We start from the raw sequence: 21,731 nt of genomic DNA, 5'->3' as shown, positions 1-21,731 counted from the left end.
CTATTTAGCGGAAGAGGTTTGAAAAGTGCCTTTGCCATGATTGAAGATTTACATAGCTAAAATACTAAATATCAATAACATAACAAAAAAAGACTGCCAATTACTTTTTGGACAGCCTCCTTCTATTTGCTGATAATAAACAAAAATGATGTGTTTGAAAGCCTACCTCCTACTTGGTAGCCCCGGAAGGAATCGAACCTTCATCTTAGGTACCGGAAACCTACATTCTATCCATTGAACTACGAAGCCAAGTGTCTTGATTCAGACGGGTGCAAAATTACGAAAACTTCTCTAACTGCTTTACCAAAACGTCAAAATCTTTCGGATAAGGAGCTTCTACTTTGATAATCTCATCATTTAATAATTTGAACGTTAACGAACGAGAGTGCAGGGCTACTCTTTTCATCAGAGGAAGCTCGTCTGTATCCTTTTTTAGATTAAATTTTCTTTTTAAGTCCGATAAGTAAATATACTCTCCGCCATAGGTTGGGTCACAAACGATGGGGGCTTTTAAACATACCAAGTGAATCCTGATTTGGTGCATTCTGCCTGTTACGGGCATACACTCTACCAACGTATGATTACGATATACTTTAATGGTATTGAAAATTGTCTCTGCTTCTTTGCCTTTCTGGCGGTCTATCATTACTTGGGTGCCATCTCTTTTCTGAGCGATGGGTAAATACACCGAAATCATTTCAAAATCATGTGCACCATTTACTACAGCATGGTAGCGTTTTTCTACCTGACGGTGTTCAAACTGCATGGCCAAGTGGCGATAGGCAGCTGGATTTTTGGCAATAGCCAATACTCCCGAAGTCTCTTTGTCTAAACGGTGAGCCAACTGTGCATCATCTGAATACTCTTTGGCTAAACGCAAGATACTTTGAGAGTTATCTGCTTGTCGTTCGTCTAGTGAAGCAATATATGGGGGTTTGTTGATAACAATATAATCGTCGTTCTCAAATATAATTAAGTCCTTGAAATTCAGTCGCATGGTAATCTTTTTGTCTTTAAGCCTGCAATTTACCAAAATTGTTTCACATTAGCTTATCCATTTTGTTGCTCGATTACCTTAATGAGTTGTTGTAACGTAGCTTGTCGGGCTTCATCCGCCTCAGGATATTGCATATCTAGTACTTTGATATGGTGTAAAATAATGCTACTGATAATCAATCGCATATTCTTTTTATCGTCTGCTGGCACCACATACCAAGGAGCATGCTTAGCAGCGGTTTGGTTCACCATTTCTTCATAAGCATCTTGATACTTATTCCAAAAATCACGCTCTTTTACGTCTCCCTCCTCAAATTTCCAGTTTTTTGTTGGGTCTTGAATACGCTCAATCAAGCGTTCTGCCTGTACTTTTTTAGATACATTCAGGTAAAATTTTAGTACAACAGTACCATTTCTACTCAAGTATTTTTCATAGTTTCGGATGTCTTCATAGCGAGACTCCCACAGCTTATCTAAATCCTTAGTAAATTCAGTCGGTATTTTTTGGCTATTTAATAAGATTTCTGGATGTACCTTCACGACCAATAGTTCCTCATAATACGAACGATTATGAAAAACCATTTTCCCTCTTTCGGGCATTTTCATCATATTCCGCCACATGAAATCATGGTCTAATTCCTCCTGAGTTGGTCTTTTAAAGCTATGTACCGTAATACCCGCAGGATTTATGCCCGATAGTACCGCTTTAATCGTTCCATCCTTTCCTGCTGCATCAGAAGCCTGTAGAATCATCAACATGGCATAACGGTTATCAGCATACATCAAACTTTGGCGTTTATCAATCACCTCTTTAATCTCTGCCATCATCAACTCATAGTCTTGTTCAGATTCGTAAAAATCCTTGACTTTGGTAGCTGATTTTTTTATTTTAAACTTCTTTTCACCGTTATATTCAAACTCTTTGATGTCTATTTTCATGATTGTTTTTGGGTAAAATTGGTGTTTACTGACATGATTTCCAAGCGGGCTTTCGCCGTGGGCTGTGAGGACACAGCCCACTGAGATGGTTATAAAATAACTATACCATTAAACAATTCACTCAAGCCAATTCCTCTTTCAAAAATCTAGCCGTATGACTTCCTTTTACTTTGGCTACTTGCTCGGGTGTGCCTTCGGCTATTATTTGACCTCCTTTTTGACCACCTTCAGGGCCAACGTCTATAATATGGTCTGAGACCTTAATAACGTCTAAATTATGTTCGATAATCAACACGGTATTGCCTTTATCAGCCAGTCGGTCTAGTACTTCCATCAAGGCTTTAATATCTTGAAAATGTAAACCTGTTGTGGGTTCATCTAAGATATACATTGTTTTGCCTGTATCTCTTTTAGAAAGTTCCTCTGCTAATTTTACTCGTTGTGCCTCTCCCCCCGAAAGTGTGGTTGCTTGCTGACCAATGGTAATATAGCCTAAGCCTACTTCTTTCAACATCTGTACTTTACGAGAGATTTTTGGCTGATTTTCAAAGTACTCTACGGCTTGCTCTACTGTCATGTCTAACACGTCGGCAATTGATTTTCCTTTGAAGCGTACTTCTAACGTTTCTCGATTAAATCGTTTTCCTTTACAAGTTTCGCAGGCAACATGTACATCGGGCAAAAACTCCATTTCAATCTTTTTCATACCCGCTCCTTCGCAATCTTCACAACGTCCGCCTTTTACATTAAAACTGAATCGTCCTGCCTTATAGCCCCTAATTTTTGATTCTGGCAATTCTGCAAAAAGTGTACGAATATCTGTAAACATTCCTGTATAGGTAGCAGGATTTGAACGTGGTGTTCTACCAATCGGCGACTGGTCTACTTCTATTACTTTATCTAAATGCTCTAAGCCTTCTACCGATTTATGAGGCATGGGTTCACGCTTGGCATTGAAAAAATGGCGATTCAAAATAGGATACATCGTATCGTGAATCAAAGAAGATTTACCCGAACCACTTACGCCTGTCACAGAAATCATCTTGCCGAGGGGCAATTTCAAGGTAACATTTTTTAAATTATTCCCTGTTGCTCCTTTAATTACCAAAAAATTACCATTGCCTTTCCTGCGTTGTTTAGGCACTTCAATACCTATTTCGCCACTCAGAAATTTAGCCGTTGTTGAATTATTCTTTAAAAATTCTTCTGGTGTTCCTTGTCCAACGATTGAACCTCCATGACGACCAGCCCCTGGACCAATATCTACCACATAGTCGGATGCCAACATCATGTCTTTATCATGTTCAACGACCAAAATAGAATTGCCCAAATCACGTAAATCTTTCAAGGCTTGAATCAACTTTACGTTATCACGTTGGTGCAAACCAATACTTGGTTCATCCATGATATATAATACATTGGTCAGTTGCGTACCAATCTGTGTAGCCAAACGAATACGCTGTGCCTCGCCACCAGACAACGTTCTTAGCGAACGGTTAAGCGTTAAATACTCCAAGCCTATGCCCGTTAAAAAGCCTATTCGTTTTCTGATTTCTTTCAGAATTTCTTTGGCAATAACGTTTTGGCGTTCATTCATGCGTGCTTCTAAGCCTACAAACCATTCTGCTAGTTCAGCAATATCTAACTCGGCCAATTGGGCGATATTTTTATGGTCTATTTTAAAATGCAGAGATTCTTTTTTCAATCGTAACCCTTTGCAATCAGGACACGTATTCACGACCATGAAATCTTTTAACCACTCTTGGATTTTCTCCGAGCCAGTCTCCTGCTGACGTTTCAAGAAAACAATAATACCTTCGTACTTGGTATTCCAGTCGGTTCCTTCATATTTTTTTGAGGGTACAGGCACAGGTTCATCTGTGCCATACAACATAATCTTGATAGCCTCCTCAGGAAATTTTTCTAGGGGCGTAGCCAAGCTTACCTTAAAGGGTTTTAGGAGTACTTCTAATTGCTTGAAAATCCACATATCGCGGTATTCCCCTAAAGGTGCAATAGCTCCTTTGTTAATACTTAGTGTTTTGTCTGGCAAAATAGAATCTTCGGTGATTTCTTCTACTTTCCCTAAACCTTGGCAAGTAGGGCACCAACCATAAGGTGAGTTAAAAGAAAAGTTATTAGGCGAAGGTTCGTCGTAAGAAACCCCAGAAATAGGATCCATCAAATACTTTGAGAAATTGCGAACTTCGCCTTTTTCATCATGCGTCATCATCAAACCTTTCCCTTGATTCAAGGCTGTTTGAACGGATTGTGATAAACGAAAACGTTCTTCGGTTTTTACCACAATTCTATCAACTACAATTTCAATATCGTGAATCTTAAAGCGGTCGAGTTGCATTTTGGGCTGAATATCCATCACCACGCCATCGACCCTCACTTTTGTATATCCCAATTTGGCAATCTGTACAAAGAGTTCACGGTAATGCCCTTTTCTCCCTTTTACGACTGGAGCCAAAAGAATCAATTTTTGGTCTTGATAATCATGTAAGATTACTTCAATGATTTGGTCGATAGACTGCTTAATCATTCTTTCGCCCGTTACATAACTAAAAGCCTCCGCAGCACGCGCATATAATAAACGCATAAAATCGTAAATCTCGGTAACAGTACCGACCGTCGAACGTGGGTTTTTAGAAGTCGTTTTCTGCTCAATAGAAATAACAGGAGAAAGCCCATTGATTTTATCTACGTCGGGGCGTTCCATGTTACCCAGAAAGCTACGAGCATACGCCGAAAAGCTTTCCATATAACGTCGTTGGCCTTCTGCATAAATAGTATCAAATGCTAAAGACGACTTTCCAGAGCCAGAAATGCCAGTGAAGACTACTAGTTTATTACGAGGGATGATTAAATCTATATTTTTAAGGTTATGTTCTCTAGCACCGAGAATTTCTATTTGTTCATAACCTGTAATGTCTGAATGTTTGTTGTTGGGCATAATGTTTTAAAATCGTGATATGAATTTAACACGTAAAGCAATAGTAAAGTTACCAAAAAAGCCCATGTTTTTGACATGGGCTGAAGTTCATTCAAGATTTATTCCTTTAGATAAGTATTTTTCTGTTTGTTATTTTATTTAGCCTTGATAGCATGACTTGATTGGAACTTTTTATGCAACCGCCAAGCGGGGGAATCTTTACTGTCTTCCATTATAATATGAGGGTCATTTGTAAAAACCATATTTTCTGACTCCCAAAGATTTTCTTTCTTTTCATTTAAGTTTCCAATAAAATCTATCATAAATAATTCATCTTGCGATGAAAGATTCTTCTTATCAAAAATTTGTTCTTTCAGCGTATTTCCAATAAATTTTTCTAATTGCTTTATTTTCTCTAAATTTTCAATTTCAGAGGTATAAATAACATTCCAATCTTTTAAGATTCGAGCAAATAGAGTATTCCCTTCATTACTTTCGTGCTGTGAATGAAGGTCTTTGCTTATTTCAGATTTTAATAATGTCTCCATACTTATATTTCTTTAATAGTAATAAAATATGATGTTGAATCTTTAGTTGGCTCATCTACTCTTATTACCTCAAATGTTGAATTATTCTTGAAAAGTACTTCTCTCTCTATTGAATTTTTTGCTATACTTTCAATCTCTTTAGCATGTTTACATAAAATTTCAAACATTACATTATACTTACCTCGACAATATTCATAGGCTATACTTCTCCTTTTGCTTGTTGATAAAAAAGAATATTCCGAAATAGTTTCTTTATTATTATACTTCAAAATATATACGTCAAGCTCAGATTTTGTTAATTCACATCCTCTATATACATATCCGTAATAATTAGGAAGCTTGTCTAAACATTCATTCAGAAGCATCCCTAATTCAGGTATATTTTCACCTCCACTTTCTCTTAGTTTTTCATTTAAACTTTCATATCCATCATCAGAATATTTGAATATGATTGCTTTTTCATAAACAGATAATTCTTTCAAGACGTTCATCCGTTCACTTGTTCTAATTTCTCTTAATTCTTGGAGTAGATATTTTTCAGCGTAGTCTTTGGCAGTCATAAACAAATATAGAAAAATAATGCAATTGACACAAATTCATTAAATGTCTATTTAAAATGAATATTAAAGCTCAATTGGTCACATACTTCTCTATACTCAACTACCTTTCTATGGCATCAATCGTTTTGATAATCCTATATTTTATTCCTTGTAGTTTTACATCTGAGTTTTTACTTGACATTCTATCAAGAATACTGTATACATTATCTTTTTCTAAATAATTGAAGCCTCTTAGCCCTACCTTTTTTCCTTTAGGAATAAACTTCTTTACATCTTCGTCTTCGAATAATATATAGTTTTTAAGGATATGGATGTCTTTGGGTAATGCTTTTATATTTGTCTCGAAATCTTCTGTAAATGATGCAATGGGAGATGGTTTTTTACCTTTTTCAAAGATAGGAAAAGCATAAAAACCTACAATGTAGTTCTTTTTATCTTCCCAGTTTTTAGCTTTGATAAACACAATTTTTACCAATTTTGCATTTTCTTTGTCAGGTGTTTTTGTCCATAATTGTGGCAGTAACCCTGCATAATAGTCATTTTCATCCGTCGGATATACCTCGTGAGCAAAGTTTAATGAAGTATACGTGATACCATGTTCTTTGGTGAATCCAAAATTTGAATTTTTCAAATCCTCTTCGGTAGACTCCGCTTGCCATTGATTAGAATTCCAATCAACCGTCGCCAGAATACCAAAGTACTTTTCTGCAATAATTTTATTTGTCATATTTTTTTTAATTATTTGTAAGTAGCTGTAGACACTTTTTTCTAAGCAATTAGCTTTCACTATTTGTTTTCACCAAGACTTTATCCAATTTAGCACCATCCATATCAATGATTTCAAAAATCAGATTTTGCCAAATAATGGTATCACCTTGCTGAGGAATTTGTCCTAATTCATTCAATAAAAGTCCTGCTAACGTATTAAATGGATATTCGCTAATGTATTCACTCAATTCAAAATATTGAAGAAAATCCGCTAAAGGGTATTGTCCGTCTACCAGCCAAGTGCCATCTGTACGTTGGTCTAGGCGATAGCCTTCATGGTCAAAGTCAGAAACGTTTCCTACTAGCGATTCAAGTAAATCATTCAGCGTAACAATCCCTTGTGTTTGTCCATATTCATCAATCACAATCCCGTAATGAACCCTGCTATCCTTGAATCGTTGCATAGCCTGATAAGCAGAAGCTGTTTCCATGATAAACTGCGGTGCTTGCAAATAGGCTTGTAAATTAAAATCAGGTTTGCTTAATGGTAAAAATAAGTCTTTCAGCCTAACAATGCCTATAATATGGTCTTTGTCTTTATCATAAACAGGATATAGCGAATGTAACTCTTCGCTGACTACCTCCACAATTCGTTCTGCTGAATAAGACAGTTTTATAAAGACTAAATCATTACGGTGGGTCATTAAAGAAGACACATTTCTATCACCCAAACTAAATACTCTGCCTACAATATCCTGTTCCATTTCATGTACTTCGCCACTGTCTGCTCCCTCCTGTACAATTGCTTTAATTTCCTCCTCGGTTACTTTACTATCTGTAGATGGTTTGATATTGAGTATTTTAATCAATAAATCTGAAGAAAAAGTAAGCAACCACACAAACGGTGAAGTAATTAAAGAAAGGATATTCATGGGGCGTGCTACCGCCTTAGCAATAAATTCAGGGTTAGTAAGACCAATACGTTTGGGTACTAATTCACCAAAAACCAATGAAAAATACGTAATTAATAATACAACAATGGCAACGGCAATCGTATGTTGATAAGGTGCTAATAAAGCAAATTGAGCTACAAATGCTTGAATATCGTTAGTTACTTTTTCTCCACTGAAAATACCCGTTAAAATACCAATCAATGTAATACCTATTTGAACGGTCGAGAAAAATCTGTTTGGGTCGTTGGCAATATCTAAAGCAACTTTGGCATTACTGTCTCCTTTCTTAGCAGAAGCTTCAAGCCTCGCTTTTCGAGAGGAAACCAATGCTATTTCAGACATCGAGAAAATACCATTTATTAAAATTAAAACAAAAATGATAAGGAGTTCCATAATTTGGGAATGAGAGTAGGCTGAATGCTTACTTTTAAGACTATCTAATGTCTGTTATATCTTCTAAAGTTAAAGATTAATAGACAAATTTATACCTAATATCATGAATATTGGTTGTTATTTGCCATGAAGGGTTAAGTGAATACAGCTTCTAAAGCATCTTTGATGGCAAGTACATTTTGAGGGCATCCTTCCCGTGTTAACATTTTATTTTTCGTTGTCTCTTTTATCGTATTGCGTTACTATCCGTTTGGATAGTGCTATCCAAACAGATAGTACTATCCAAACGGATAGTAAATGTAGCTAATTTTGACCGATAATTAACAGATAAAATAACAATGAATAAAACAACACGCATTATTTCCATTATGCTAATGGCGATTCCTTCTATAGTACTTATCATGGGCGGAGTAATGAAAATTATTGGAGCAGAACCTGAATCCGTGATGCAATTTTTAACCAAAATGGGCTTTGGTAATTATATCACCGCCCTTGGCGTAACTGAATTAATCATTGCTGGACTATTTATCTATCCTAAAACCAACAAAATAGGGTTCTTATTAGCAAGCTGTTACTTTGCTGGGGCTTTGTGTTTAGATATAGCTGGGGGACAGGTCATCGCCTCAATCATTTTTCTGGTTATTCTTTGGATTGGAATGTTTTTAAAGCATAAAGAAATGTTTTTTACATCATCTGCTAGTGATAGTAAATAAGCGACAACTCTCACCTGAGTACAATATTAAATTTAAAGAGGTTATCCGAAAAGGAAATCGCTGCCGTTGGGGGTGAGGTCTTTCGCAGAATAATATTTAGCTGTAAAAACTTTTTGAACAGCCTCTTTAATTACTTTACATGTGAATTATTGACATGTAATAAATGTAGTAAAAGAGTCTTTTATCCAATCGTGGAAGCCTGTATTATTAAAAATAGTCGTTTTTTTGATGGCTTCATTGATGTCATCTACACAAATATTTGTAATCTGATTATCGCTACAAACTAGTGAGCTAATATTTTTATTAGTACTCAAATTTAATGTTGTAAGTTTGTTGGATCCACAGTTTAAACCTCGTAAACTAGTAATTCCTGTAATATTCAAGATTTCTAATTTACAAAAAGACACATTCAAACTTGAAAGTTTCTTATTAGAATTTACATCAAGTATTCTAAGAGGATTACTACTACAAGCAAGCATTTCCAGGTTCAAATTCTTTGAAACGTCTAGTTCTGTTAAATCATTAGCAAAACAGTATACCTTTACTAATGCTGAATTATTGGAAATGTCTAGTTTTGTTAGTGGATTGAAACCGCATTGAAAATCCTCTAATAAAACATTTTTTGTCACATTTAAACTGCTAAGGTTATTACTTGAACAATAAAATTGTTTTAGTTTGATATTTTTTTCAACATTCAATGTTGAAATTTGATTGTATGAACATTGAAGGTATTCTAAATCCGTAAAAGCTTCTATACCAGTAAGGTCTTCGATTTTTTTCTCATAAACATTTATTCTTTTTACCCCTACTGCATCCTCTGCATTCATTTGACCGTTAATTATACCATCTTTATCAATTTTAGCATCAATTAATTCCTTTTCAAAGTTCTGATCTGGAATCGTAATGAAGGGGTTAGGATTATCATCCTTTTTACAACTGTAAAGAAAGAACAATAAAGAAGAAGAAATGAGAATTTTAGAAAATCGGTTTATAAACCAATTAGTAGAATTTTTCATATAATAGTGAGAAAAAGTAAATAATGTATGTAGAATATAGTCATCCTTTGTTAGCTAAATTGTAAAGGATAATAAGTATCATGAAGACAGACAACAATAAAAGTACTTAATAAATATTGACTGAAAGCCTCACTAATGTTAACGTTATATTAAGACATAAAATACGATGATTTAAGATAGGACATTTTTGCCAGGGATTACTTTTGAATTTGTTGAAGGAAGTCCATTCCCTAAAAAATTATTGAAGGGAAAGACGGCAAGAATTATCATTACTGCGGATACTCCCCGTTGGTATGACTGGTTATTTATGCGAAGCCCAGCACTCAACCAGTTCAAAAAGGGAACGCTTGAATTTTGTGGAATTAGTCCCGTAAAAGTAACTTATATTGCCCCAATAAGAGATTCAACACTTGATTTTGGTGAGCAATGGTTGAAAAAAGTGTATAATTTGGGGATGAAGGGAGCTTAATTTATTAGTGTTTCTAAACTCAAGGAAAGGAATTATATTGTCAAATATCCTAAAGTTTATTTGACAATTCAGACAATAAACGATTATCTAAATTGTCAAATTTCATAATTCAAAGCTTAATTATTTATTTAAACTATATTATTCATTCTTCTATTCAATTAAGCAGGTTTATTAATTCTTCCTTTCTTTTTTCTAATAATTTAGGGTTTGTATTTATAATTTCATTCATAATATTGATGGTGTTTTCTTTTGTCAAATAGTTAAATTTTTGTCTACTAAACTTTAGTCCGTTGGGTAAAAATTTTAACTCATCACTTTCATTAAGAGGAATATAATTATCAAGTAAAAAAATATCTTTAGGTAGTGCTTTGATATTGGTTTGAAGCTTTTCATTCAAATCTAAGGGGGACACTTTTATTCCTTTTTCAAAAATAGGTGAGGCATAAAAACCGACTATATAAGCTTGCTTATTTTTCCAATTGCTAGATTTGATAAAGACAATCTTAACTAATTTTGATTTTTTTTTATCAAGATTGATTTTCCAAAATGGAGGTAGTAATCCTGCATAATAACCATCTTCTTCTGTTGGATATAATTCATTTCCAAAATTTGCCCACGTGAAGGTGACTCCATTATCTTTAGTATATTTGAAATTTGAGTTTTTCAAATCTTCTTTTGTAGGTATATCTTGCCATTTATTAGAATTCCAGTCAACAGGCGAGAGAATACCATAGTATTCATTTATCATAGTTTAATCTGTTTATTTGTAGTTATTATTATTTTTTGACTTTTAATTTTACAGGTTAAATTACATTAAAATTATAATTATTTCAAAACGATAACCTAAAAGCTGTCCCCTGTCCTTCTACAGAATTGACAGTGATACTTCCTTTATGCAATGCCATGATTTGTTTTGATAAACTTAAACCAATACCCGAACCATTGGTTTTGGAAGTAAAAAACGGTACAAAGATTTTATCCATCAACTCAGCCGACATTCCTATTCCATTATCTTTTACTTCAATCACTACTTTGTCTTGTTGGTTGAGGTAAGCTCCTATTTCGATTTTGGGATTAGCTGATTCTTTTACGGCATCTATGGCATTAATCATCAAATTGATAATTACTTGTTCTATCAAAGCCAAGTCGCCTTCTATTTGTAAATCAAAATCTTTAAGGATTACATCAAATTCTATGTTTTTCTGTTCTATTTGGTTTTCAAGCAGAATTTCTACACTTTCAAATAAGTCTCTGATATAAAAAACTGAAAAAGACGTAATAGAAACCTTGGCTAGTTGTCGATATGTATCGGCAAATTTCAATAAGTTGGCACTCCGTTTTTTGATGGTCGAAATCCCCAAAGTAATGTCTTCTAACAATTGTGTATTACTAGCATTTTGCCCATTTTTCAATCTTCCTTCCATCGTTTCAGCCAAAGAGGCAATCGGTGCTACAGAATTCATGATTTCGTGGGTCATTACTCTCAATAATTTCTGATAGGCTTGTGCTTCAGTATCTTCTATGGCTTCGTTAACATTCTGAAAAGCAATCAAATGTGTTAACTTTCCATCATTTAAAAAGGTGGTTTTGGCTAACAATACTTGCTTCTGGTCTATTTTTACCAATTGATTTTCGCCACTATTTAAAGAACTAATAGCCTGAAAAACATAAAGATTTCGTTTTTCTAAGGAAGAAATGTTTCTTAAATAAGGAATACTTAACATCCTTTTGAATGCCTCGTTCATCCACCCTACTTCGCCGTTTTGGTCGTAAGATAGGATACCTGTATCTACTAATTCTAAGATTTTTTGGAGGTATTGATATTGTTCTTCCCGTTCAGACGATAGTTGTTTAAACGTTCCGTTTATCTGGTTGAATGCTCTACGGAGTTGGCGTACAGAAACTGGAGCATTTTTTTCTGCAAATTGCAAAGAAAAATCTCGGTATTGAACAGCTTCAATAAATTGAGTAAGTTCAGTATTGGTTTTATTGATGAATTGTACAAAACTCAGGATTTGAAAAAACAGTACTAAACCGATGAAAAACAATAGGGTAAATTTTTCATTAACAATACAAAATGCCGCTAAAGTAATACTTGCTAATAGCAAAAGTACCCTTAGCGTCAGACTGACTTCATAGCGATTGAGTTTGAACATAAAATTGTAAATAGTAGCTGTGAGTATTGAGCTATAAGCATTGAGCTGTGAGCTGTGAGCTATGAGCTATGAGCTATGAGATTTTATTACTTATTGCTCATGTTAAAATAGGTATCCGAAAGCTCAAAGCTGACAGCTCACCGCTCAAAGCTATATATCATATTTTCCTAACCGACGGTATAACGCTGTGCGGGTTAACCCTAATTCGCGAGCAGCTTTGGTAATATTTCCGTCATGCCTTTCAATAGCCTTCAAGATAGTTGATTTTTCCATTTCATCTATCCGTAAAGTATTACTTTCGTTAACAATACTGATTGGATTTTCTATAGAAGAACTCAAATCTAAATCACGTGCCGTTAATACTTGTTCGTCCGACATGATTACTGCTCGTTCAATGGCATGCTGCAATTCACGAATGTTCCCCGGAAAAGCATATTTACGCAACTTCTCTTTTGCTTTATCATCTATTTCACGGAGGTTTTTATGATATTGCTGTGCGTAGGTTTTGGTAAAATATTCGGCTAATATTACTACATCATCTCCACGATTACGAAGCGGAGGTAGCGTAATTTCGATGGTATTCAGTCGATAAATTAAATCTTTACGGTATTGGTTTTGTGCTGACATTTCTTTGATAGGAGCATTAGTTGCAGAAATCAATCGAATATCAATGGGTACTGGTGTATTCGTCCCCAAACGGGTTACTTCACGATTTTGTAAGACCGTCAGTAATTTAGCTTGTTGTGGTAAAGAGATATTCCCGATTTCATCTAAAAATAATGTGCCTTTGTTAGCTGATTCAAAACGACCGGCACGGTCTTCTCTAGCATCAGTAAAAGCTCCTTTTTTATGTCCAAACAATTCAGATTCAAACAAACTTTCAGTCAAAGAGCCTAAATCGGCATGTACAAAAGGTTTGCCTGCCCTTAATGATTTTTGATGAATCAATTTAGCTACCTCACCCTTTCCCGTTCCATTTTCACCTAAAATCAAGATATTGGCATCGGTTGGAGCAATCTTTTCGATTTTATAGAAAATATCCTGCATGGCCTCGCTTTTACCAAGTAATGAGTTGGTGCTTATCGTAGCCGTAGTTTTTTTATTTTTGTTTGAGATAGGGTTTTCTAAAGCAGACTTTTCAAGGGCTTCCTCAATGGTAACCAATAGTTTTTCGTTCCTCCAAGGTTTTAATACAAAGTCTGTTGCTCCTTCTTTTACTGAACGCACGGCCAAATCAATATCTCCGTAGGCTGTAATCATTATTACGGCTACAGATTTATTAATTTCTCTTATTTTTCTAAGCCAGAAAATACCTTCGTTTCCAGTATTCAATGAGCTTTTATAATTCATATCCAGTAGAATCAAATCGAATTGGGTTTGTGCCAATAATGATTGAATACGTTCTGGATTTTTCTCGGTAACGATTTCTTTTACTTCTGGTCGAAGCAACATTTTAACAGCAATCAGTACGTCTGGGTCATCGTCGATGGCTAATATTTTGGCATTTTTTAGAGACATATTAAATTTATTTAGCGGTATTTTGAAAAAGCTTTGAGCTGTCAGACTTGAGCTATGAGCTTTTAGTCGTCGACTGTCGCTTTTTTGCTATTTTATAGGACAACTTTACTTTTGCCAACGACTGAAAGTCGAATACTAAAGACCTAAAGCTGATAACAGAAAACTGATAGCTGATAGCTCAAAGCTGACAGCTTATTCAACAGCTTACTCAAAGATACAATATTGCCCCTAAAGGTTGCATCAGATTTTATTTCAATCGTCTCAAATAAATAAAACCCAACGTTGACAGCATACAAAAGCCACCCATTACATACCATAAAGTGGTAAATCCAAAATGTTCAGCCAATTGAGCTCCAATGGTTGGCGATGATATTTGTGCAAAAGAATAACACATAGAATACATCGCAATATATTGCCCACGGTTAGATTCATCTGACCGTTCTATCGAAAAACTCTGCATAAATGGCATCGCAAACATTTCTCCAACGGTATTCAAAATAATAGAAACCCAGAGAACGCTTACAGCAAAATAAACATTGAATACCCAAAATGAAAAAGCTGTCAATAATGTGCCTATCGCAATGAGGTTTGTTTTCAGAAACTTACCATCTAATTGATGTACCAATATCATTTCTATAAATGCAATCATCAAGCCATTACAAACCATTAATAAACCGATTTGAGACTCAGGCAAATGATATACCTTTCTAAAATAGAGAGGTTCTAAGCTAAACAATTGGAAAAAAGAAATGGCATAGAGCGTTACACAAAGGGCAAAAAACCAATAAACAGTATCACGATAAGGCGAGCGGACTAAAGGGTTATCCACCGTCATTTCAGTAGTTTTATGGCTAATCCTTACAGGAGTTTTTAACAAAATTCTCAACAATATAGCTGCTACGATACAAGTAATGCCATCTGCCCAAAAAAGTAAGTCATAATCAATTTCAGCAAGAATCCCTCCTATTCCTCCGCCAATAGACCACCCTAAATTGATAGCCAAGCGATTCAAAGAAAAAGAACGAGTACGGTTTTGAGCTTCGCTGTAGTACGCTAATGCTGCTGCATTAGCAGGTCGAAAGCTATCGCCCAGTGTAGTAAAAATAAATACGCCTACACAAATAGCATAAAAGCTAGTAAGGTGCATGAGCACCAGTAACATAATACCAGCAAATAATAAACTAAAAAACTGAATGTAATAAAAACCTATTTTATCCGTAAGCCTTCCGCCCAAGAAAGTACCACACAAAGCCCCCACACCATACACTGCCATGATAATTCCAGCATCTGCTACACTATAATGAAGCTTCTGTGTTAAATATAATGATAGAAAAGGCAACACCATCGTCCCACTTCTGTTCACAAACATTACTCCCGACAACAACCATACAGATTTAGGCAAACCTAAATAAGCATTTCGATAGAGTTGGATAGATTTCACAAACATTATAGGTAACGGTGTTTTTAAGATAAATCAAAGTGGTATTTTGATATTAAAAATATATAAAATAGGACGATTTTAATGGTTTTTTGGGGTTAAAAAAGAAAAAAAGGGTTGTTTGTCAAAAAAAAATGGTGAAAAATCATTTTTCTTTCAAACAAAAATATTAACTTAAATTCATAATTAACTACTCTAACTTCTCTTGAATACGTAATTTACTTTAGCCAGCCTTAAAATTCGATGAACAAGAAAACACATTTACTAAAGGTCGATTCAATTGAAGCCTTAGTAACAAATATCGCCGAAGAGTTATTAAAAGGACAGAACACTTACAAATCTGAGACCGACGCACTGAAACGAAAGATTAAAATTGGAATGTTAAGAACGATTACCTATCAAGAACTAATCCGACATCGACAACAATTATCATCTAACCACCACCGTAGTTACTAATTTTTTAATCTTACCGCCATAAGATTAAAAAACATTATCACAAAAGCTTTTGCTTTAAAAAATCGGCGGTGTAATTTCCTTCTAATTCCGCCATGAGTTCGGGAGTTCCTTCAAAAGTAACAAAACCACCTTTTTCACCTCCTTCTGGGCCTAAATCAATGATATAATCAGATGATTTTATCACCTCCATGTTATGTTCAATAATAATGACCGAATCGCCTTGTTCTACCAATGCGTTGATAGCCTTTAGCAATTTTTTAATATCATGGAAGTGTAACCCTGTTGTAGGTTCATCAAAAATAAAAAGTGTTTTTCCTTTATTTGGATTGCCTTTGCCCAAGAAGCTCGCTAGCTTTACTCTTTGAGCCTCTCCGCCTGATAATGAATTAGACGATTGCCCCAATTTCACATAGCCTAGTCCTACTTCTTGTAAAGGCAATAGTTTGTCGGCTAATTTTGGTTGATCTTTTCTAAACAATTCAATGGCTTCATCAACGGGCATATCCAACAAATCGGCAATGTCCTTATCATTGAATTTGACGTCTAAAATTTCTTGTTTAAAACGCTTGCCTCCGCACGACTCACACTTTAGTTTTACATCCGCCATAAACTGCATTTCTATCGTCACAAAGCCCTCTCCTTGGCAGGTTTCACAGCGTCCCCCTTCTACATTGAATGAAAAATGGGCTGGTTTATAACCTCTGGCTTTAGCAATGGGTTGCTCAGAATACAATAAGCGTATTTGGTCATAAGCCTTCACATAGGTAACAGGGTTAGAACGAGATGATTTCCCAATGGGATTTTGGTCAACCATTTCTACAGCTTCAATCTTGCCTATACTACCACTAATTTCTGCATATTTTCCTGCTTCGTCGGTATAAGTACCTAAATGACGCCCAAGGGCTGGATATAATATTTTTCGGATGAGCGTAGATTTCCCTGACCCACTTACGCCCGTAACAGCAATCAAAATGCCTAAAGGAAACTTTACGTTTACATCCTTTAGGTTATTTTCATAAGCTCCTTTTACTTCAATAAAACTCGTAGATTTTCTACGAAATTTAGGTACTTCAATTGTATCTCTACCTGTTAAGAAATTGATTGTATGCGAGAATCCGGCATCAGGGTTCGCCTTGGCATCAATATCATTGATGGTTTCCCAGTTGCCTTGAAAAACCAATTTTCCACCATTACTTCCCGCATCAGGACCAATATCAATAATCTGGTCGGCAGCACGCATTACTTCTTCTTCATGTTCAACCACAATAACGGTATTACCCATATCTCGTAATGATTCCAACACAGATACTAATCTCTGGGTATCTCGTGGATGTAATCCAATAGAAGGTTCATCTAGGATATACATTGAGCCTACCAAAGCACTTCCTAAAGAGGTTGCTAATTTAATGCGTTGAAATTCTCCCCCAGAAAGTGTTGAAGATAATCGATTGAGGGTTAAATAGCCCAATCCTACTTTCTCCATGTATTCTAGGCGAGTTTCAATTTCTATCAAAATTCTTTTTGAAACGCCATATTGATAATCGGGCAAATCAAGGTTTTTAAAGAAATCGCTTACGTCACTCAAAGGCATCAGTACCAAATCGATGATTGATTTACCTGAAATTTTCACATAACCCGCATCTTTTCTTAAGCGAGAGCCTTTACAGTCTGGACAAGTAGTTCGCCCACGATAACGCGATAACATTACCCTGTACTGAATTTTGTGCGTTTCTTTTTCCAACATCGCAAAGAATTCATTCAGTCCGTGAAAATATTCATTGCCTGTCCAGAGCACTTCTTTTTGCTCGTCAGTTAAATCTTTGTAAGGGCGATGAATAGGGAAATCAAACTTGGTAGCATTTTTCAATAATGGCACTAACCATTCACTCATTTTTTCAGTTCGCCAAGGGGCTATTGCTCCCTCATACACAGAAATACCTTTGTCTGGAATAATCAAGTCGGGGTCTAATCCCAATATTCTCCCAAAACCCTCACAACGTTTACAAGCGCCATAAGGATTATTAAAACTGAGGAGGTTCAAAGAAGGTTCTTCAAACACTATCCCATCGGCTTCGAAACGGTCAGAAAACGTTTTAATTTCGTCACCAACAATTTCGACAAAACAAGTACCATTTCCCTCAAAAAAAGCAGTTTGGACAGAATCTGACAAACGGAATTGGGTTTCCTCATCGGCTTGCCCATCAGCTTCTTTTTTAATCACTACACGGTCAATCAGAATTTTATAATTATTGCTAAATAAATCTATGGCAGGCAGGTTTTTGAGTGCCGTTTTATCTTCCAAAAGTTCTTCTAGGAATTTGGTTTCGCCATCAATCACAATACGGGTATAGCCTTTTTGAAGTAAAATTTTCATTTCTTCGGCCAATTTCCTTCCCTCTTTTAAATACAATGGCGAAAGTACCATTACTCTTTGTCCTTCTTCTTTGGTAAACAAATAATTGACAACATCCGTAACAGTATCTTTCTTTACTGGATTACCAGAAATAGGAGAATAAGTAATCCCTATTCTAGCAAAAAGTAGCTTTAGGTAGTCGTATATTTCGGTGGTAGTACCTACGGTAGAACGTGGGTTTTTACTCGACACTTTTTGTTCAATGGCGATAGCAGGAGAAATACCCTTGATGTAATCAACATCAGGTTTTTCCATTCGTCCCAAGAACTGACGCGTATAGGCACTCAAACTTTCTACATACATCCGTTGTCCTTCTGCAAAGAGGGTATCAAAAGCCAAAGACGATTTCCCTGAACCCGACAAGCCCGTAATCACTACTAGTTTATTGCGAGGAATGGCAACATCTATATTTTTTAAGTTATTTACTCTTGCCCCTTTGATAATGATATTACGTTTAGGGTCAAGGTCTTCAAAAGCGATATGATTCTGGTCGATGATTTCGGTATTATTCATGAAACAAAGATAAGGAATTCTGGTTTGCTAAAATTTGCATTGAGGTCATCAAGTAATCAGAAAAGACAAAAAAATGAACCTCCTTATAATCAGACACGTTTTCTAAAAAGATTGTTTCTTGCTTTACAAGAAAATAGCTAATCTTTGCGTTAAATTAGCGGATTATATCAATGATTCTAAGAAACTAATAAATAATAACCATGCAAAAATTACTTTTTATTATTCTAATTTCTATAACTGCTTATACCTCTTCTTTTTCACAAGCTCCTGTTGTTATCAAACAAGATAGTTCTGTTCGGGATTTAGATGAAGAACAAGATGTAAGAGATTTACCTTTCAGACAAAGGCTTCGCTTTGGTGGTGGAATAAATAGTCTTAGTTTCACGTCTTACAGAACGAGTATTGGGGTTTCTCCGATGGTTGGCTATCAAGTTACTAACAATTTTACTGTTGGATTTGCTCTTGACTATATATACCAAAAATATTCATTGCCGAATTACTCTATATCTGAAAATCAATTTGGACCAAGACTTTTTGGACAAAGACGTATAACCTTTTTGGAAGCTCAATTGGCAAACCTCTTTCCAGAAAGCATGATTCAAGTTTACGGGCAAGCTGAGTTTCAGAAATTTTATGCTTCTCAATCTGGATATTCATATACGTCTCCTGTTCAAGCTCTTGGGGGGATAGGCATTGGCTTAGGTGGATTTCAAATTATTGTTCTTCGTAATTTTGCGTATAATAGCAGTTCATCTGCATATTATTCTAGCCCTTGGGTTTTTCGTGTCGGTGGTTTCTTCTTTTAATGAATTAGACAATACAAAATATAATATCAGGCGGGTTTTGAATCCGCCTATTTTTTTGACAATGGAAAATAAGAAATCGATTTTTGATAAACTTCGTCCTCTTCTATTATCAACGGTTGTAGCTATCTTATCTGTATTTATTATGGTTGAGGCTGTCTTAATCGCCTTTTTAATTTATATTTGGTATGCAGACCCAGCCAATAATACTTCAAATCATATTGAAGAAGGCATCATTGCTTTAATCATTTTAACACTTCTGACTTATGTGATGAAGGTTAGATTTAGTAAATTGGTTGAGAAGAAATAATAGGATTTTTTTACCCGCTGATTGCAGAGATTTTTACCCGCAGATTCACACAGATTATTAGAGATTATGTGATATTTAATAATCTGCATCATCAGCGTATTTTTTCAGCGTAAATCTGCGGGGAAAAGTAGTAGTATGTATACGTTTAATCAACGAGTATTTTTTCTACCCGCTGATTTCAGAGATTTAAACTCGTAGATTTACGTAGATTATTAGAGTTTATATGATATTTAATAATCTGCATCATCAGCGTATTTTTTCAGCGTAAATCTGCGGGGAAAAGTAGTAGTATGTATACGTTTAATCAACGAGTATTTTTTTTACCCGATGATTTCAGAGATTTAAACTCGTAGATTTACGCAGATTATTAGAGATTATGTGATATTTAATAATCTGCATCATCAGCGTATTTTTTCAGCGTAAATCTGCGGGTAAAAATATATTAACGAGGGATTTAAACCTTCAGTAATAGCAGAATAGCTAATATTCATTCAATACAAAAATCCATGAATAAAAACGTACAAAAACTTTATCAACTAGCAGGAAAATCTTCTCGTAAAATTATTGGTCTTATGTCTGGCACATCAATGGATGGCCTTGATGTAGCCCTTTGTGAAATAACTGGTAGTGGCGAAAACACCGCAGTAACCCTTCTAAACTTTGAAACCGCAGATTATTCTGATGCCGTTAAAACTGAAATCAGGAAGGTATTTGCAAAAAAAACGATTGATTTTCAGCACCTTGCTTTGTTGAATGAATGGATTGGTTTACTTCATGCCGAAATGATATTGGATTGCTTAAAAAAGTGGAATATTACGAGTGAAGAGGTAGATTTGGTAGCTTCGCATGGGCAAACCGTTATGCACGCTCCTAAAATTTTGCATCAACAGGAAATGTTCCCTAACGCTACTTTACAAATTGGTGATGGCGACCATATTGCGGTGAAAACTAATATTATTACGCTTTCAGACTTCAGACAAAAACATATTGCCGCAGGAGGCGAAGGGGCTCCATTAGCCGTTTATGGTGATTATTATATTTTTGGTAAGAAAGGCGAAAACCGTATTATGCTTAATATGGGCGGCATTGCCAATTTCACATTCTTGCCTGCCAGCATGAACCCCGAAGAAGTGTTTGTTACCGATACGGGTACTGGTAATACATTGATTGATGCCTTCACGAGGTTTTATTTCCCAGAAATGGCTTATGATAAAGATGCCAACATTGCTAAACAAGGCATCGTAAATGCTAGATTGCTTGAAATATTAAAGGCAGATGATTTCTTTTTTAGCCCTTTCCCAAAAACTACAGGACCAGAATTATTTAGTATTGATTACGTCAAAAACGCTCAGGTAATCAGCAGGACTGAAAATATTTCTGTAAATGATTTATTGGCTACCCTTACCCGTTTTAGTGCTGAAACTATCTCTGAAGCCATTCATTGGGCTGTCGGATCACAATCTTTAGCAAATTTCAATATCTATCTCTCTGGCGGAGGAATGCACAATCCCTTATTAGTACAATGGCTAAAAGAATTGATTCCTGCTAATTTCTTTAAAACAGACGATTTAGGCATTTCAGGCGATGCAAAAGAAGCTGTACTCTTCGCTATTTTAGCCAATGAGACCGTAGCAGGCGGGGAATCTGACTTTGGTACTAGAAAAGGAATTCCATCTGTATCTATGGGTAAAATTTCTTTTCCTAACTAGTGCAACCTTTAATCGGTGCTTTGCATCTTATGATGTGATTGGTGAATTGTAAATTGTTGAACATTGTGCTTGCCTAAAATAGGTTGACATAAATTTCAACTTATTTATGAGCAAATCGAAATCAGATTCTAAAAAAAGTACAAGTTTAAAAATTCGTCAACGACGTATTTTTAGTGAATCAT

General features: G+C 35.4%; 19 protein-coding genes and 1 tRNA gene. 6 read left to right on the top strand and 14 right to left on the bottom strand.

What is annotated here, in order from left to right:
• Positions 1-174: 174 nt before the first annotated feature.
• The 8 genes from VB264_RS24090 to VB264_RS24055 form a co-directional block, all read right to left on the bottom strand.
• A tRNA-Arg gene (locus VB264_RS24090) sits at positions 175-249 on the bottom strand.
• A gap of 28 nt (positions 250-277) precedes the next feature.
• Positions 278-997: an RluA family pseudouridine synthase gene (locus VB264_RS24085; RefSeq protein ID WP_323253823.1), complete on the bottom strand. Its 720-nt coding sequence runs from the start codon at positions 995-997 to the stop codon at positions 278-280.
• Between the two features lie 53 nt (positions 998-1,050).
• Positions 1,051-1,935, bottom strand: a complete 885-nt coding sequence (locus VB264_RS24080; RefSeq protein WP_309922924.1) for a PPK2 family polyphosphate kinase — start codon at positions 1,933-1,935, stop codon at positions 1,051-1,053.
• Between the two features lie 121 nt (positions 1,936-2,056).
• Positions 2,057-4,894: an excinuclease ABC subunit UvrA gene (uvrA, locus tag VB264_RS24075; RefSeq protein ID WP_323253820.1), complete on the bottom strand. Its 2,838-nt coding sequence runs from the start codon at positions 4,892-4,894 to the stop codon at positions 2,057-2,059.
• Positions 4,895-5,028: 134 nt separating this feature from the next.
• The gene (locus VB264_RS24070; protein ID WP_323253818.1) at positions 5,029-5,421 is read right to left on the bottom strand and encodes a hypothetical protein; all 393 of its coding nucleotides are present in this window, start codon (positions 5,419-5,421) and stop codon (positions 5,029-5,031) included.
• A gap of 2 nt (positions 5,422-5,423) precedes the next feature.
• Positions 5,424-5,981, bottom strand: coding sequence for an ADP-ribosyltransferase (locus tag VB264_RS24065; protein ID WP_323253816.1), 558 nt, complete (start codon positions 5,979-5,981; stop codon positions 5,424-5,426).
• A 100-nt stretch (positions 5,982-6,081) separates the two neighbouring features.
• Positions 6,082-6,708: a hypothetical protein gene (locus tag VB264_RS24060; RefSeq protein ID WP_309922926.1), complete on the bottom strand. Its 627-nt coding sequence runs from the start codon at positions 6,706-6,708 to the stop codon at positions 6,082-6,084.
• Positions 6,709-6,757: 49 nt separating this feature from the next.
• Entirely contained in the window at positions 6,758-8,035 is a 1,278-nt protein-coding gene (locus VB264_RS24055; protein ID WP_323253814.1) for a hemolysin family protein, read from the bottom strand.
• A gap of 338 nt (positions 8,036-8,373) precedes the next feature.
• Here VB264_RS24055 and VB264_RS24050 point away from each other — a divergent pair, with 338 nt between their 5' ends.
• Entirely contained in the window at positions 8,374-8,748 is a 375-nt protein-coding gene (locus tag VB264_RS24050) for a DoxX family protein (RefSeq protein WP_323253812.1), read from the top strand.
• A 146-nt stretch (positions 8,749-8,894) separates the two neighbouring features.
• Here the strand turns inward: VB264_RS24050 and VB264_RS24045 are convergent, their stop codons facing one another.
• Positions 8,895-9,764 (bottom strand): leucine-rich repeat domain-containing protein, encoded by an 870-nt coding sequence (locus VB264_RS24045; RefSeq protein WP_323253810.1) that lies wholly within the window; start codon positions 9,762-9,764, stop codon positions 8,895-8,897.
• 187 nt (positions 9,765-9,951) lie between these two features.
• Between VB264_RS24045 and VB264_RS24040 the strand changes: the two genes are divergently transcribed.
• The gene (locus VB264_RS24040; protein ID WP_323253808.1) at positions 9,952-10,233 is read left to right on the top strand and encodes an NAD(P)H-dependent oxidoreductase; all 282 of its coding nucleotides are present in this window, start codon (positions 9,952-9,954) and stop codon (positions 10,231-10,233) included.
• 154 nt (positions 10,234-10,387) lie between these two features.
• On the opposite strand, the gene VB264_RS24035 is transcribed toward VB264_RS24040, so the two are convergent.
• From VB264_RS24035 to VB264_RS24020, 4 genes are all read right to left on the bottom strand, one after another.
• On the bottom strand, positions 10,388-10,981 hold the full coding sequence (locus VB264_RS24035) for a hypothetical protein (protein WP_323253806.1): 594 nt from the start codon (positions 10,979-10,981) through the stop codon (positions 10,388-10,390).
• Positions 10,982-11,063: 82 nt separating this feature from the next.
• Positions 11,064-12,389 carry a sensor histidine kinase gene (locus tag VB264_RS24030; protein WP_323253804.1) on the bottom strand — a complete coding sequence of 442 codons (1,326 nt, stop codon included), beginning with the start codon at positions 12,387-12,389 and terminating at the stop codon, positions 11,064-11,066.
• Between the two features lie 150 nt (positions 12,390-12,539).
• Positions 12,540-13,907, bottom strand: coding sequence for a sigma-54-dependent transcriptional regulator (locus VB264_RS24025; protein ID WP_323253802.1), 1,368 nt, complete (start codon positions 13,905-13,907; stop codon positions 12,540-12,542).
• A 247-nt stretch (positions 13,908-14,154) separates the two neighbouring features.
• A complete protein-coding gene (locus VB264_RS24020; RefSeq protein WP_323253799.1) occupies positions 14,155-15,354 on the bottom strand; it encodes an MFS transporter in 1,200 nt (399 codons plus the stop codon).
• Positions 15,355-15,588: 234 nt separating this feature from the next.
• On the opposite strand from VB264_RS24020, the gene VB264_RS24015 reads away from it, so the two are divergent.
• Complete coding sequence (locus VB264_RS24015) at positions 15,589-15,801, top strand: hypothetical protein (RefSeq protein WP_323253797.1); 213 nt, start codon at positions 15,589-15,591, stop codon at positions 15,799-15,801.
• 37 nt (positions 15,802-15,838) lie between these two features.
• On the opposite strand, the gene uvrA (VB264_RS24010) is transcribed toward VB264_RS24015, so the two are convergent.
• Positions 15,839-18,727: an excinuclease ABC subunit UvrA gene (gene uvrA, locus VB264_RS24010; protein ID WP_323253795.1), complete on the bottom strand. Its 2,889-nt coding sequence runs from the start codon at positions 18,725-18,727 to the stop codon at positions 15,839-15,841.
• Between the two features lie 200 nt (positions 18,728-18,927).
• Between uvrA (VB264_RS24010) and VB264_RS24005 the strand changes: the two genes are divergently transcribed.
• The 3 genes from VB264_RS24005 (at position 18,928) to VB264_RS23995 (ending at position 21,549) form a co-directional block, all read left to right on the top strand.
• The gene (locus tag VB264_RS24005) at positions 18,928-19,533 is read left to right on the top strand and encodes a hypothetical protein (protein ID WP_323253793.1); all 606 of its coding nucleotides are present in this window, start codon (positions 18,928-18,930) and stop codon (positions 19,531-19,533) included.
• 61 nt (positions 19,534-19,594) lie between these two features.
• Positions 19,595-19,840, top strand: a complete 246-nt coding sequence (locus VB264_RS24000) for a hypothetical protein (protein WP_323253791.1) — start codon at positions 19,595-19,597, stop codon at positions 19,838-19,840.
• A gap of 506 nt (positions 19,841-20,346) precedes the next feature.
• Positions 20,347-21,549 (top strand): anhydro-N-acetylmuramic acid kinase, encoded by a 1,203-nt coding sequence (locus VB264_RS23995; protein ID WP_323253789.1) that lies wholly within the window; start codon positions 20,347-20,349, stop codon positions 21,547-21,549.
• Positions 21,550-21,731: the final 182 nt, after the last annotated feature.

The organism is Arcicella aquatica, from assembly GCF_034928825.1.
Lineage (GTDB): Bacteria > Bacteroidota > Bacteroidia > Cytophagales > Spirosomataceae > Arcicella > Arcicella aquatica.
Note: the sequence above shows the minus strand (reverse complement) of the source record. Positions and strands in the feature narration are given on the sequence as shown.

Bases quoted from the DNA above. Each gene is read 5' to 3' on its own strand.
- VB264_RS24085 (WP_323253823.1), bottom strand. From the start codon at position 997: ATGCGACTGAATTTCAAGGACTTAATTATATTTGAGAACGACGATTAT.
- VB264_RS24080 (WP_309922924.1), bottom strand. From the start codon at position 1,935: ATGAAAATAGACATCAAAGAGTTTGAATATAACGGTGAAAAGAAGTTT.
- uvrA (WP_323253820.1), bottom strand. From the start codon at position 4,894: ATGCCCAACAACAAACATTCAGACATTACAGGTTATGAACAAATAGAA.
- VB264_RS24070 (WP_323253818.1), bottom strand. From the start codon at position 5,421: ATGGAGACATTATTAAAATCTGAAATAAGCAAAGACCTTCATTCACAG.
- VB264_RS24065 (WP_323253816.1), bottom strand. From the start codon at position 5,981: ATGACTGCCAAAGACTACGCTGAAAAATATCTACTCCAAGAATTAAGA.
- VB264_RS24060 (WP_309922926.1), bottom strand. From the start codon at position 6,708: ATGACAAATAAAATTATTGCAGAAAAGTACTTTGGTATTCTGGCGACG.
- VB264_RS24055 (WP_323253814.1), bottom strand. From the start codon at position 8,035: ATGGAACTCCTTATCATTTTTGTTTTAATTTTAATAAATGGTATTTTC.
- VB264_RS24050 (WP_323253812.1), top strand. From the start codon at position 8,374: ATGAATAAAACAACACGCATTATTTCCATTATGCTAATGGCGATTCCT.
- VB264_RS24045 (WP_323253810.1), bottom strand. From the start codon at position 9,764: ATGAAAAATTCTACTAATTGGTTTATAAACCGATTTTCTAAAATTCTC.
- VB264_RS24035 (WP_323253806.1), bottom strand. From the start codon at position 10,981: ATGATAAATGAATACTATGGTATTCTCTCGCCTGTTGACTGGAATTCT.
- VB264_RS24030 (WP_323253804.1), bottom strand. From the start codon at position 12,389: ATGTTCAAACTCAATCGCTATGAAGTCAGTCTGACGCTAAGGGTACTT.
- VB264_RS24025 (WP_323253802.1), bottom strand. From the start codon at position 13,907: ATGTCTCTAAAAAATGCCAAAATATTAGCCATCGACGATGACCCAGAC.
- VB264_RS24020 (WP_323253799.1), bottom strand. From the start codon at position 15,354: ATGTTTGTGAAATCTATCCAACTCTATCGAAATGCTTATTTAGGTTTG.
- VB264_RS24015 (WP_323253797.1), top strand. From the start codon at position 15,589: ATGAACAAGAAAACACATTTACTAAAGGTCGATTCAATTGAAGCCTTA.
- uvrA (WP_323253795.1), bottom strand. From the start codon at position 18,727: ATGAATAATACCGAAATCATCGACCAGAATCATATCGCTTTTGAAGAC.
- VB264_RS24005 (WP_323253793.1), top strand. From the start codon at position 18,928: ATGCAAAAATTACTTTTTATTATTCTAATTTCTATAACTGCTTATACC.
- VB264_RS24000 (WP_323253791.1), top strand. From the start codon at position 19,595: ATGGAAAATAAGAAATCGATTTTTGATAAACTTCGTCCTCTTCTATTA.
- VB264_RS23995 (WP_323253789.1), top strand. From the start codon at position 20,347: ATGAATAAAAACGTACAAAAACTTTATCAACTAGCAGGAAAATCTTCT.